The sequence below is a fragment of the Hungatella sp. SL.1.14 genome (genome assembly GCF_024460495.1).
GTDB classification, from domain to species: domain Bacteria; phylum Bacillota; class Clostridia; order Lachnospirales; family Lachnospiraceae; genus Hungatella; species Hungatella hathewayi.
Window position 1 is genome coordinate 93,598 of sequence record NZ_JANFYJ010000007.1, and the last position, 12,647, is coordinate 106,244.

Annotated in this window: 11 protein-coding genes; 5 read left to right on the forward strand and 6 right to left on the reverse strand. The window is 50.1% G+C overall.

The window, feature by feature from the left end:
- The first annotated feature begins 1 nt into the window (after position 1).
- The gene (locus NE473_RS09665; protein ID WP_242866151.1) at positions 2–727 is read left to right on the forward strand and encodes a LytR/AlgR family response regulator transcription factor; all 726 of its coding nucleotides are present in this window, start codon (positions 2–4) and stop codon (positions 725–727) included.
- Complete coding sequence (locus NE473_RS09670) at positions 724–2,028, forward strand: sensor histidine kinase (protein ID WP_055650480.1); 1,305 nt, start codon at positions 724–726, stop codon at positions 2,026–2,028. Before NE473_RS09665 ends, NE473_RS09670 begins: the two co-directional genes overlap by 4 nt.
- On the opposite strand, the gene NE473_RS09675 is transcribed toward NE473_RS09670, so the two are convergent.
- The 3 genes from NE473_RS09675 to NE473_RS09685 are packed head-to-tail and all read right to left on the reverse strand — an operon-like array spanning position 1,982 to position 5,200.
- The gene (locus NE473_RS09675) at positions 1,982–2,887 is read right to left on the reverse strand and encodes a PHP domain-containing protein (RefSeq protein ID WP_055650481.1); all 906 of its coding nucleotides are present in this window, start codon (positions 2,885–2,887) and stop codon (positions 1,982–1,984) included. The two genes, NE473_RS09670 and NE473_RS09675, sit on opposite strands and share 47 nt — an antisense overlap.
- The gene (locus tag NE473_RS09680; protein WP_055650482.1) at positions 2,874–4,157 is read right to left on the reverse strand and encodes an MFS transporter; all 1,284 of its coding nucleotides are present in this window, start codon (positions 4,155–4,157) and stop codon (positions 2,874–2,876) included. The genes NE473_RS09675 and NE473_RS09680 overlap by 14 nt, the downstream gene beginning before the upstream one ends.
- Entirely contained in the window at positions 4,154–5,200 is a 1,047-nt protein-coding gene (locus tag NE473_RS09685) for an ROK family transcriptional regulator (protein ID WP_055650483.1), read from the reverse strand. The genes NE473_RS09680 and NE473_RS09685 overlap by 4 nt, the downstream gene beginning before the upstream one ends.
- Positions 5,201–5,297: 97 nt before the next feature.
- On the opposite strand from NE473_RS09685, the gene NE473_RS09690 reads away from it, so the two are divergent.
- Entirely contained in the window at positions 5,298–5,501 is a 204-nt protein-coding gene (locus NE473_RS09690; protein ID WP_055650484.1) for a hypothetical protein, read from the forward strand.
- A gap of 189 nt (positions 5,502–5,690) precedes the next feature.
- Here NE473_RS09690 and NE473_RS09695 read toward each other — a convergent pair whose 3' ends face one another.
- From NE473_RS09695 to NE473_RS09705, 3 genes are all read right to left on the reverse strand, one after another.
- The gene (locus NE473_RS09695; RefSeq protein WP_055650485.1) at positions 5,691–6,590 is read right to left on the reverse strand and encodes a hypothetical protein; all 900 of its coding nucleotides are present in this window, start codon (positions 6,588–6,590) and stop codon (positions 5,691–5,693) included.
- Positions 6,591–6,983: 393 nt separating this feature from the next.
- Positions 6,984–8,249: a Gfo/Idh/MocA family oxidoreductase gene (locus tag NE473_RS09700; RefSeq protein WP_256265218.1), complete on the reverse strand. Its 1,266-nt coding sequence runs from the start codon at positions 8,247–8,249 to the stop codon at positions 6,984–6,986.
- 19 nt (positions 8,250–8,268) lie between these two features.
- Positions 8,269–9,969 carry a sensor histidine kinase gene (locus NE473_RS09705; protein ID WP_055650487.1) on the reverse strand — a complete coding sequence of 567 codons (1,701 nt, stop codon included), beginning with the start codon at positions 9,967–9,969 and terminating at the stop codon, positions 8,269–8,271.
- 341 nt (positions 9,970–10,310) lie between these two features.
- Here NE473_RS09705 and NE473_RS09710 point away from each other — a divergent pair, with 341 nt between their 5' ends.
- Both NE473_RS09710 and NE473_RS09715 read left to right on the forward strand, forming a co-directional pair.
- Positions 10,311–11,672, forward strand: a complete 1,362-nt coding sequence (locus tag NE473_RS09710) for an ABC transporter substrate-binding protein (RefSeq protein ID WP_055650488.1) — start codon at positions 10,311–10,313, stop codon at positions 11,670–11,672.
- Between the two features lie 90 nt (positions 11,673–11,762).
- Entirely contained in the window at positions 11,763–12,641 is an 879-nt protein-coding gene (locus tag NE473_RS09715) for a carbohydrate ABC transporter permease (RefSeq protein WP_006774228.1), read from the forward strand.
- The last annotated feature ends 6 nt before the right edge of the window (positions 12,642–12,647 follow it).

A 12,647-nucleotide genomic window follows, 5' to 3' on the forward strand; every position in this document is an offset into this window, starting at 1 on the left:
GATGATACAGTTGGTACGGATAGCGGTTTGTGATGACGAGCCCGCATTTGCGGAGCGGGTAAAAATACTGATTGAAGCGGAATGCTGCGGACTGGGCGTTTCGGCGGAGGTTTCCCTCTATACAGACAGTGGTATGCTGGCATATGATATCGGAGAAAAGCGGTATTTTGACATGCTTTTTCTCGATATTGAGATGCCGGGGCTTTCCGGCATGGAGCTGGCGGATCTCATCAAAGATTCACTGCCGCAGGCACTCGTTTCCTTTATAACCTCCCATACAAAGTATGCGGTGAAGTCTTTTGAACTCTCTATTTTCCGGTATATTCCCAAGGCGGAGGTGGAAAGCTGCCTCCCCATGGCGGTTTCGGATGGGATTCGGCTGCTCTCCTGGAAAGTGAAGGAGTGCTACGTGGTGGAGACGCCGCGCCAGATCATAAAGGTGGCGGTGAGCGATATCCTTTATATTTATAAAAAACAGAAGTACTCTGTTATGGTTCTGGAGGACGAGGAGATCCCGGTGCGGAAAGCTCTTGGGCAGCTGAAAGAGGAGCTGGACAGGGAGGAATTCCTGATGATCGAGAGGGGCTATGTGATCAACTTGTATCATGTATGGAAAATGGAGGGCACATCGGTGGTTCTTGACAATAAAACCGTGCTCCCGGTGAGCCAGAATCATGCGAAAGAAGTGAGAGAGACCATCACCGGTTTCTTCCGGAGGCATTTATGAATACCATATTCAAGCTTTGCGAACTGGCTGCCTATTTTTTCGAGGCCCTGATCTGTTACTTTTTTATCCAGCTGTTTTTTCCTGAAAAGGCTAAAGGGAAGATCCGCTTTTTTCTGCTGTCCGGCGTGCTGCTGGTGACTGTTTTCATTGCGGATTCCCTGCATGTCTTCCCGTTTCTCGTTACCCTGTGGTTTGTATTCTATATCTGCATGACGACGGTGCTTATCTTCCATGTAGATGTGTTTTACGCCGTTTCCCTGGTGAGCTTCTATATTCTGTGCGTCTATATTATTGATTTTTTCTGTATCTCCGTGATGGGCGTATTTTTAAAGAACCAGCAGTTTGCCCGGATGGTGATCGCCCAGCTGTCGCAGTGGCGGCTGGTGTATCAGGCGGCGGATAAACTGCTGCTGACTGCAGCGTATTTTCTGGCGAGGAAGGCATTTCGCAGGAAACTGGCCTACAATCCGGGAATGCTGTTTTTGACATCCGGACTGGGATTATGCGGCGTCGGGTTCCTGTCGTGGCTTACCATTCAGGAGACGAGCCTCCATGCGCTGTTTGGGTGGAGTATGTGTATTATTCTGCTGTTTCTCATCTATTTTCTCCTGCTGTTTTACTCGAAATATGTAGAGGAACAGAAGCAGCGTCTTGCGCTGGAGATGAAAGAGCAGATGATCGACAGGGAGTACGATTTGATGGTGCGGCAGCAGAGGGAGCAGGAGGAACTGTCCCACGATATGAAAAATCATCTGCTTGTGCTTTCTTCCATGATTGGTGAGGGAAAGCTTGAAGAAGCGGAGATGTATCTGGAGCAGATGGGAGAGCCGCTGCGCCAGTTGGAGATGATGGTGTGGACTGGCGATCCCGTTATGGATGTGCTGCTGAATAATGCCAGAAGCAGCGCGGTAAAAAAGAAAATCCGTTTTACCATTCAGGCGGACGCCCTGACGCTGGGAGATATGGAAGACCGGGAGAAGTGCAGCTTATTTTCCAACCTGCTGGATAACGCTGTGGAGGCGGCTGATCAAGTGGAGGCGGGGGAACGCTGGATTGCCGTTAAGATACGGAGAACGGGAGAAATGGTATTCATTGAGCTGTCCAATTCCATGGCCGGTTCGCCTTCCGTAAAGGATAACCGTCTGGTTACAACGAAACGGCAGGGAACCGGCCACGGGCTGGGATTAAAGAGCGCAGAGCGGGTGGTGGAAAAATACGGTGGAAGCCTGGTCTGCGAGTATGGGGATGACGTTTTTACTGTATTAGTAAGCTTTTTAGGTGGTTTTCCAGAACTTCCATGATCCGGCTGTCTTCCCAGGAGGCACCGTGGCCGCCGAGTTTAATGGAGGGCTTGTGTTTTCCGTGAAAATCACTGCCGCAGGTGATGAGCAGACGATTTTTCACTGCGACATTCACATAGTGAGCAGAGGTTTCCTCATTGTGATACGAGGAGAATGCTTCTATTCCGTCAACCTCCCGGAAAAGGATGCTGTTCAGCAGTTCTGTCTCACTGAGGTCCAGGTTCTGACCGGGATGGGCCAGTACGGCGATGCCTCCGGCGTCATGGATCAGCGATACCGCATCAGCCAGGGATATATAGCGGACAGGCACGTAAGCGGGCTTTCCTTCTGAGAAAAAATCCCAGTAAAACCGCACATTCGGCATATCGCTTTTTGCTCCGCCGGCCAGATAGGGGCGGAGCAGTTCATATTGTCCAGCCTCTTCTTTTGAGAGGAGAATTTCCGCAATCAATTCGCCGGGAACAACGCCGTCTGCAGCGGCGGCCATGACTTCCCCCTCGTCTACCGGTATGCCGGTTGCGCTCTGGAATAAGCGGATTTTTTCTCTGGCCGCGGTTTTTTCCTGATCCAGAATTTCCTGCTCGATCTGTGCAAATTCTTTGCGTGTATGATCGAAGCCGTATCCGAGAAGATGGAAATTCCGGCCTTTATGAGTGCAGTCTAACTCCACTCCGGAGAGGACGTGAAGACCGCAGGAGGAAGCTGTGGACTGGGCTGCCGTGACGCTGCGAACCGAGTTGTGGTCTGTAACTGCGATCAGCTCCATGCCCTGGGCCGTGCACATTGCCACAAGTTCCTGCGGTGTATATTCCCCGTCGTCACTGGCGGCTGAGTGGATATGTAAATCAATCTTTGACATGGTTAGTCTCCTTTCGGGAATAGAAGTAAATGAACTGTAAAAGCAGGATTCCCGTGGTGGATATCAGGTAAAGAATCCGGATGCCGGTAAATCCTGCGGTACCTGCTGCCGCGGTGCGGGCATCGATCATGCCTTTGACGGCGCCTCCTGTCAGAGGGCCGAGAATGGAACCGAGGCCGATGGCGGCCGTATAAAAATTGTCGTAGACAATGCGGTTATCCTCGGGCATCAGCTCATATCTCCGGTTAAATACGGATATCACAAAACCGGCATTTGCGGCCGAGGATATGAGAAATGCAGCCGGAATGAAAATGAACCAGTTCTGAGCGGAGGCAAAGGACAGAAACAGGGTTTCACCGGCAAAGAACCAGATAGACATTTTTAAGGTGAATTCATGGCCGTAACGGTCACTCAACCTTCCCCAGAAACTGAGCAGAATGATCTGAGGCAGAGAGATCATCATGTATAAGCCGGTCACAATCTGATAGGGCAGCGCCAGATATTTCATCATGAAGACCATGGTATAGCTGTCGGAAATGGTAAGCAGCAGATAAAAGATAAATATGTAAGCGACAAAGCCTGTAAAACAGCGGTTTTTGAGAGGCAGCCGGGCAATGTCCAAAAATCGGCAGCTTCTGCCTGAGGACTGGTACGGTTCCCCGTCTGGTGTTGCAGCCAGCAGAATCACTTCCAGGAGTCCCATCAGGGCTGCGGCGGCAAACAGGAGGGCGAAGCCGGCGTATTTTCCTTCCATGAGATCCATGAACCGGCCCCCGGCCAGAGAAAGCACCACGGTGACGGTCAGCGTCAGTGTCTGTCTTAAGGAAATGTACCGTCCGCTCTTTTTCTCTTCGATAAATCCAAGCATCCACTGGTTAAGCACCACCGTGGTCTGTGCCTGAAGTGCGAAGGCAGCGACGACGGTGGGGACAAACACATAAAGCCGGATTCCGGCCGGAAAGAGCACCGGTATGGTCACGATAAAAAGCGTTGCCAGGCGGGAGAGGATTGTAAGTGCTATGGTCAGTTTTTTCCGGCTGGTAAACCGCTCCAGAAATGCCGGAAACGCGAGAATCAGCACGCCGCAGATATTGACGATTACACTTAAATAACTGACCAGAATATCACCGGCTCCCATAAGAATCGCGAGGCCGCTTAAGAAAACGCCGCTGGTCAGATACGTAAACGCCGTGCCGAATCCGGCCTGAATGAAAAAGCAGGTCCGGCCACTTCTGCCAGGCAGACCCGGTCCTGCGGGCCCGGAGCTCATGGCTGCTCCTTTATAAACTGAACGTCGTCAAAGATCTTACCGGCTGTCAAAGACGCCATGCCGTCGTGGTAGTCATGCCACATATCGGCCGAGTACAGGATCTCCGCGGTCATATGTTTTGGAAGAAGCGCAGAAAATCCGTCGCTTATGGGGCCGATGCAGTCTGTTCGCAGGTCCGGACCGCCCAGAACGACATACTGTGGGTTTAAGATGCCGCAGATCCAGCTGATGATCCGGATCATCAGATCGGTGTAATCCTTATCGTCCAGTGCACTCATCAGCCATTCATCCAGAATTCGTCCATCCTCCATGGGAATCAGCCCCAGCTCTCCAGCAAAGTTGCGAAAGCCGCGGACGATCCGTCCTCCTACGATAAAACCGGCGCTGACACACGTTTTTTCCAGATGGAGATACGCCATATTCGTATGCTCCGGGGACTCGCAGGGGAATTCCTTTGCATAACAGCGCCCGAAGCCGATGGCTGTGGCATTTAAGTCGTTCTCCATGACAACAGGTATGTGATACCGTTCGGCGAGGCGGTCACCTAAGTCATAACGGCATAATTCGTCGCTGCCTCCGGTTCCCTGCCAGAAAGCGCCGCCTTCCACGATGCCCGGAACGCCGATCCCTATGGACTTTATATCCTTGCGCGCCATAAGTTCGTCGAGAAATGCACAGATGGCCGGTTCGTAATCGCTGCCTGTAAACTCCAGTCTGACAGTCTCTAAAATCTCCCCGCAGATTCCAACAAGCAGTCCGTGCATGTCACTGCCCGAGATGCAGATCGCCGCGCCATAGTACTTATCCGGCTTGAAGCGGTAGCGTTCTGCTTTACGGCCTCCGCTGGATTCATCGTGTCCAATGCTTTCGATCTCGCCGTTTTCCATCATCTCTGCAAGGAGAGAGCGGACTGTCGTAGAACTGATCTGTGTCTCACCGGCGATTTCCGCCCTGGTTGCGGTGCCCCTGCGTTTGATTACTCTGCGGATCTGTGAGAGATTCGCCTGCTTTAAAAGCCGTGGTCTGGCGGTTAATGTGTCCATAAAAACGCCTCCTTGTCACTTTTGTTGGAAACTTTTATAAGTTTATAACAAAAGTATATACGAGAATGACAGAAATGTCAATAGAGGAGAAGACAGAATGACAAATCCCTTCCGAATTACCGTTACCATTCACGGCTCCGCTGAAAGTTTCCGCCGGCGTTCCGGTGCGTGGGAGGGGCAGCAGAAGGAAGCGTTTCTTGTTTCCTCGGTGGCAGGAACTAAAGCAGAAAGACGGGAAAAAGGGGCGGATCGTGCAAACTACGGTGAACTCCTGAAGGACTTCACCTCCGTGTCCACTTGAAATCTGGCTTGGAGGCCAGATTTCACCACCTCTTTTTCCCGTCTTTCTGCTTAAGCTCCTGCGAACCTTGGAAAAGGAAACGCTACCTTCTGCTGCCCCTCCCACGCACCGGAACGCCGGCGGAAACTTTCAGCGGGCCGTGAATGGTAACGAATTACCACATAAATGGCGGAAAGGATTTGTTTCATTCTATGATGTGGAACTGCCGGTATCTTTTTGAAAATCTGCAATACTTTTCGATCGGGCGGCTAACTTCAGCCAGGCTGTCAGGACATTTACGTCTTTTTGTAAAATGATTCTCTCACGAAGTGCGTCAGGAACAGGGCCTAATTCAGAAAGCAGTTCTATAATGCTTCTTTCGATGCCCCTTTCAATGCCTCGTTCAATCCCCAATTGCTCTCTCTGTTCCAGTTTGTCAGCAAAAAGTTCTTCCAGTGCGTTACACAAATCGCATCCCTCCTTATATTTTTTCCAATTTGCTCTTATGACTAAATCCATGGCGGCCTCATAGACCGGGTCCTGTTCCTTCCCTTTATAAGCTTTTGCCAGAGGTTCGATATCCTTTTGTATCTCTAAATCAGAGCGCAGACGGCTGAGCCATATGGTTTCCTCAGGTGAAAGCTGATGGATAATTAACAGCTGAACTTTGAACAGCAGTTTGGATATGTAATAGATTCCGGGGAATTCTTCTGTAATTACACTGCCATATGTCTCCCTTAAAAACTTAATCAGCTTACCCGGATACTGATTGACAACCAGCGTTATGGTGATCTCGGAAGGCAGGATTTTCACTTCCCGTTCCGCAGCTGCCTGATAAAGACAGGCGTAACCATTTACTTTGAAAAAATCATTGATCCCGAACGAAACTTCAGGATTCTTATATTCTACGATATTATACCGGCTGAAAATGCGTCCGAAATTTTTTTCGATTTTTCTACCGGATTCCTTGATGATTAAAGTATCAATCTGAAGAGGTTTTTTTGTCAGATTAAACTCCTCATGAAACTGCAGATACTCTTTCTCAGTCTCCAATTCAATCTGCAGCACGGCCTGAAATGCCGGATGCCATTGTAATGGTTTGTGCTCCATACAGTTCTCCTTTTATTATATAAAATGTTTGAGTGAACAGCAATAGGCATTCATAGGCATTTCCTCCCTTCTGCATTGTTTTTTGAGTTTTTGGCTCAAGATTACAACCTGGCCGCTGCCAGGGGTGAACGGCATATACTTGACCGGTTATCTGGAAGTTTGACCGAAACGGTCTGTTGTCGTACTTCATGTACGAGAGATTGTCCGAAGGACTATGAGAAATCAGTACTGTCAGGAGATTGACAGAATATGAATACAGATGTAGTAATTATAACATAAATTTTTGGTAATGTCTTGTAGTAAATTTATATTAGGAGATCATAAAAAATGGGAGGGAAACTCCAAATGGTTTCTGTTCCCCTCCCATTACTGGAAACACTGGGATATTACGTTCTAAATTTCAATTACCTTCCCATTAGAAAGCCTGGACTCTTCCGCGGCAAATGCTACAAGATGGCTGTTAATCGACTGCTCCAGCGAGGTAATCCCCTCCGGTTCCTTTCCTGTCTGAAGCATGTCAAGGAATTCTTCCACCATGCGGTTGTCGCCTCCTGCGTGGCCGCTGAAGTCCTCGGCCAACTGGGAGATATCGATGATCTGGCGAGGCTTTCCGAAGAGTCCAACCTCGATGGTATTCTTGTACATGTCACCTGTGAGATCGCCTTTTGTCCCCATGATCTTGCAGTAACGGGAAGCGCCGTCGCTGGTGAAGCCGCTCATGGTGAAGTTTATGGTGCTTCCGTCGGTGTTTTCGATGTTGGTCACCTGGTGGTCCACCACGTTGTTGTCACAGTGGTAGACACAGCGGCCGTACGGGCCTGTCTTTATGGCATCATAGATCGTCTCCGGAGTCGGATGGAGAGCCAATACATCCACCGGCCATTCGGTGTGGCCGCAGGCAATGCCGGTCTTTTCGTTTGTAACGTAGATCTTTTCTGCGTCGAAGGGGCAGGAGTCCTTTGCGGCGCAGCCGTCGAGACAGCGGAGCGCGGAGCCTTCGGGGGCGCAGGATTCTTTAAAGAGCCAGGTGTTTCCCATGGAAGAAACACGGAGCGGCGTCTTGTCAGCCAGCCATAGATAGAGGTCGAAATCGTGGCATGTCTTCTGAAGGCACATGGGGCTGGTCGTCTCACTGTTTCTCCAGTTACCGCGGACAAAGCTGTGGGCCTGATGCCAGTAGCCAACATTTTCAATGGCCTGGATCGTGACCACATCTCCGATGATGCCGGAGGCAATTAACTCCTTCATCCTGGAAAAGAACGGCGTATAGCGGAGTACGTGACAGACAACGATTTTCCGGTCATATTTTTTGGAAGCCTCCAGCAGCCGGCGGCATTCAGAGGGATCGGGGGAGATGGTTTTTTCCATTAATATGTGGTATCCTCTTTCCAGGGCGGTAAGCGCCTGGGAGACGTGGTCGCGGTCCTGAGTGCAGATAAAGACGGCGTCAGCCATCTTAGGCTGGGCCAGCAGCTCCTCTGCGCTGGTAAAACAGCGCTCCTCCGGAATGTGGTACGTCTTCGCGGTCTCCCGGAGGGCTCCGGGATCGATATCTGCGGCTGCGGTAATCTCCATTTTGTCCGGATGGAGCGACGCAAACGGCGCATAGGTGATTCTTCCCCGGCTTCCAAGGCCGGCGATGGCTACGGTTGTTTTCATGTGATGTCCTCCTGTTTTCTTATGAATTGATTGTATGAATCCTCATGGTTACGGTGGTGCGGTGATTTTCCGGTTCCGATTCAATCGTAAGCTCCGACGACTTTTCAAAATAGAGCTTGATCCGCTTGTAGAGATTGGCCAGCCCGTAGCTTTTGGAGACGGAGCCTACCGGATTCGTATTTTTAAATGATTCCTGGATTCGTTCCATGGTTGCTCTGTCGATACCCGGTCCGTTGTCTGTGACGGATATGACACAGCCGTCGCCGCTTTCCGCAATGCGTACGACGATGTGAACCGGCGACGAGGTGGTTTCTACCGCGTATTTCATGGAATTTTCCACCAGCGGGTGAATTAGCAGCTTGGGAATCTGCATGGAGCGGACTTCCGGTTCCACCTGGTATTCCCAGGTCAGACGGTCTCCGAAGCGGAACTTTTCCACCTGCAGGTACTGTTCTACAAAGGTCAGCTCCTGTTCAATGGTGATACGGTCGCTCTCCTTTAAAATGTACTGGAACAGCTTGGCCATGGCCATGAGAATACCGGCATTGTCCATATCGTTTTTCTGGATCAGACTCCAGTAGACCGATTCCAGGGCATTGATGATGAAATGAGGGTTGACCTGGGACTGAAGCGCGGTGATTTCCGCCTTGGTCCGCAAAAGTTCTTTTTCAAATACCTGCTCGATTAAACGATTATTCTTTTCCACCAGAGCATTGTAGTGGATATTCAGTTCATTGATGTCGGAGTTGGAGTAATGTCTGTCATTGGCCTGCAGCTTTCCGTCTGCGATTACCATGGATTTTCTCATGTCGGACAGCGGCTTTGAAATCATACGTGCAATAAAGAGGCTGCAGATTAAAAATACTCCGGTGCCAATAAGAAAACCGCAGATCACAATGCCGCTCATCCAGGAGATATCATTGGAGGTCAGTTCCTTCGGAATATAGATGGAAAAGGTCCAGCCGGAATACGGCGATGTGGAGTCGGCCAGCTGATAATTCCGGTCGAAGGAATCCGGATTCATGTCCTTTAAGGTCTTCCCGTAGGAGACGCGGGTGCCGGCGCAGTCGGTCAATTCCAGTGTGCAGTCGCCCAGGGCGTTTAGGTCCTGGGCAATAGAATCCATGAGATCCGGTTTTAAATAAACCACAACGTATCCGCCGTGCTCAAACGCGTAGTCCGCCAGAAGGATTCGTTTGACGGCCATGATGGTATGACCGCCTTCTGATTCAGAATCGGACAGCAGCCATACGGCCTTTCCATTGTATTCGTCGGCCATGGCGAGAGCGGATTCCGGGATGGCGGTGGTTAACGGTTCTTTTGTGTACGGATAGATCTGTGCTTTTTTGCTGTAGAGCTCGATGGATTCCAGATTATCTGCGTAGTTGATTGTATTCATGGTCTTTAAACGAAGCGTGGAAAAATTTTCTGAGGAAAACGAAGCATTGTGATTGTAGTCGTTTAAAATGGTCTGAACTGCCAGATCATTGCAGAACCGCTGAATGCCGGAATCCATCTCAGTCAGTGAGGAGTTAAAACGCTCCTGAGCCTGTTTGACAGTAGTCTCAATGTATTTGGAAGACTGCTGCAGAATGTAACCGGACATATTCTTATATAAGTAACCGCCGATACAGAGAAAGGCGATAGCCATAACCAGCATGGATGAAATAAAAATCTGCCCCGACGTGGTGTTCCCCAATAATTTCAGCTTTTGTTTCATGACGCCTCCGGTATGATCAGAATGGTAAATTACATGGAATAACTTTCGTACAGCTTCATCATATCAAATTCATATGGTAAAATCAAAAGATATGCAGCAAGAGGAGAAAATAGTGGAATTTTACAAAAAAATAGTGTGGTTTCTTTCTTTGTTGTCTATTATATACTAAATATATCTTCAAACACCGTTCCATTAAGCTTGTGAAATACCTTGTCATGCCCGATGATACGAAGCACATGGAGCGGAGATTACATGGATCGCACGGAAACGGCCCCGGGACGTCCGCTATGCACGACGAAACGGGGATCGCTGAGTGCTCACAAAAAGGAGGAATTTAACAGATGAAAAAAAGAGCAGCAGCATTATTCTGCGTAGCGGCACTGGGGATTACATCACTCACCGGATGTGCAGCAGGAAAGCAGGAGACTACAGCAGCAGGTACAGAGACGACCGCAGCAGTGTCCGGGGAGAAGCCGGCAGCAGAAGAGAGTAAGAGTGAGACGGCCGGGGAAACAGCGGCCGGGCAGGAGGCAGCAGAGATTACATACTGGGATACGGTCGGCAGCGTGTCGGACCGCGAGGCCAAGCTGGCCATGATCGAGCGGTTCGAAGCACAGAATCCGGGAATTACGGTAAAGTATGAGGGAATGGAAGGAGAGGCCTACAAGACAAAGATTAAGACTGTGGTAAGCGCCAACAACCTGCCTGATATCTTTGGATACTGGGTGGGAGAACAGTTCAAGACTCTTGTGAACTCCGGGAATGTGGAAGATTTATCCTCTGTCTTTGAGGAAGATACGGCATTCCGTGATACATTCGTACCGGGCAGCTTAGACGCAGTCTCCTATGACGGTAAGGTTTACGGCGCGCCGACCTCCATTACCTGTATGGCAGTCTGGTACAACAAAGCCATCTTTGAGGAGAACGGAGTGGAAGTGCCGAAGACCTATGAGGAACTGAAGGGCGTAATTGACACACTGTCCGACAAGGGAGTGACTCCGATTATCGTGGGAGCCAAGGACCGCTGGCCGCTTCTCGGCTGGTACTCCTACCTTGCACAGAGAATCGGCGGCGTCGATCTGTACAATAAGGTGTGCACCGGAGATAAAAACTTTACGGAAGACGCATATGTACAGGCCGGCGAGGAAATCAAGACTCTGGCAAAGAAGGGCTTTATCAATGGCTGTATGTCCGTAGACGCTACGACGGCGGAAGCACTGTTTGCGGCCGGCAAGGGCGCGATTCTGATCACCGGTTCCTGGTCGATTCCGACATTTACGGAAGACCCGGAGCGCGCAAAGGATTTCTCCTATTTTCCATTCCCGATGGTGGAGGGCGGAAAAGAGGATGAGGCCGGTTACTTATACGGCGGTGTCGCCAATACGCTGGCAGTGAGCAAATCTGCAAAGAATAAGGATGCGGTCGTAAAATTCTTAAAATATATGATGAGCGAGGAAGAACAGACCGTAAACGTAGAGCGTACAGGAACCTTCTCAACCGTAAAGGTATCACCGAAGGAAGAGAACATGGATCCGCTGGCTTACCAGTTCAGCCAGTACGTATCCGACGGTGTGGAGGGCTTCATTCCGTATACGGATCAGGCCCTGCCTCCGGAACAGGCGGAGAATTTATTGAATGCATTAACGGCCATTGTAGCAGAAGACAACGCCGATGTGAAGGCAGAGCTTGCAAAGATCAAATAGAAATTACAGAGTGAAATTATCAAATAGGAAGTGGGGCTGCGCACGGTGCATGAACCGGTTGCGCGGCCCCGAAAGGAATAGGTGCAGAGTATGAGAAAAATACATCCTGCGGTGCGGTGCCTCTTTATATTGCCTGCGGTCCTGTGGTTTTTTGCGGCGGTGATCGTGCCGGTCTTGATGGCGGTCTATTACAGCTTTTTCAGCTGGGATGGCGTGACTGCCAGGGTGTTTATCCGCTTCGATAATTACAGGGAACTGTTTCGGGACCCGGTCGTCTGGAAGTCCCTTACCAACTCCCTGAAGATGGCCTTCTGGTGCGTACTGCTTCAGCTGCCCATCGGCATGGCGTTTTCTGTCATTCTGTTTAACCGGAAGCTAAAGGGACGGGGATTTTTCCGAACCGTGTACTTCCTTCCCGTAGTGCTGTCCTCCTCCATGATCGGTATTTTATGGGGGCAGATCTACGATCCCAACTTCGGCCTTTTAAACGGTCTTCTGGAGGCGGTGGGATTGAAACAGCTGCAGCAGATCTGGCTGGGAGATATGAAACTGGCGCTGGGCTGTATTATCGCCGTTGTGGTCTGGCAGTTTATCGGCAACTATATTCTGATTTACTATACGGCTCTGCACAATATTTCCGAGGATGTGCTGGAGTCCGCCAGGCTGGATGGTGCCGGGGTGTGGAAGCTGTTCCGCTACATCGAACTGCCTCTGATGTGGCCGGTGATCCGTCTGACCCTGATTCTGGCTACGGTTAATTCCTTAAAATATTTCGACCTGGTCTATATCATGTCAAACGGAGGACCTAACCATGCCAGCGAGGTTCTGGCTTCCTACGTGGTAAAGAACGCGTTCAATTCCATGAGAATCGGCTATGCGAACACGGTGGCAGTGCTTCTGCTGGTGCTGGGAATCTTCTTTATCATACTCTATAACAGGATCCTGGCTCCGTCATCAGCCGGCGATTAATATTAC

What these genes read in the sequence shown, in the direction of transcription:
- NE473_RS09665 (WP_242866151.1), top strand. Translation starts at nt 2, where the DNA reads ATGATACAGTTGGTACGGATAGCGGTTTGTGATGACGAGCCCGCATTT.
- NE473_RS09670 (WP_055650480.1), top strand. Translation starts at nt 724, where the DNA reads ATGAATACCATATTCAAGCTTTGCGAACTGGCTGCCTATTTTTTCGAG.
- NE473_RS09705 (WP_055650487.1), bottom strand. Translation starts at nt 9,969, where the DNA reads ATGAAACAAAAGCTGAAATTATTGGGGAACACCACGTCGGGGCAGATT.
- NE473_RS09685 (WP_055650483.1), bottom strand. Translation starts at nt 5,200, where the DNA reads ATGGACACATTAACCGCCAGACCACGGCTTTTAAAGCAGGCGAATCTC.
- NE473_RS09695 (WP_055650485.1), bottom strand. Translation starts at nt 6,590, where the DNA reads ATGGAGCACAAACCATTACAATGGCATCCGGCATTTCAGGCCGTGCTG.
- NE473_RS09700 (WP_256265218.1), bottom strand. Translation starts at nt 8,249, where the DNA reads ATGAAAACAACCGTAGCCATCGCCGGCCTTGGAAGCCGGGGAAGAATC.
- NE473_RS09710 (WP_055650488.1), top strand. Translation starts at nt 10,311, where the DNA reads ATGAAAAAAAGAGCAGCAGCATTATTCTGCGTAGCGGCACTGGGGATT.
- NE473_RS09680 (WP_055650482.1), bottom strand. Translation starts at nt 4,157, where the DNA reads ATGAGCTCCGGGCCCGCAGGACCGGGTCTGCCTGGCAGAAGTGGCCGG.
- NE473_RS09715 (WP_006774228.1), top strand. Translation starts at nt 11,763, where the DNA reads ATGAGAAAAATACATCCTGCGGTGCGGTGCCTCTTTATATTGCCTGCG.
- NE473_RS09690 (WP_055650484.1), top strand. Translation starts at nt 5,298, where the DNA reads ATGACAAATCCCTTCCGAATTACCGTTACCATTCACGGCTCCGCTGAA.
- NE473_RS09675 (WP_055650481.1), bottom strand. Translation starts at nt 2,887, where the DNA reads ATGTCAAAGATTGATTTACATATCCACTCAGCCGCCAGTGACGACGGG.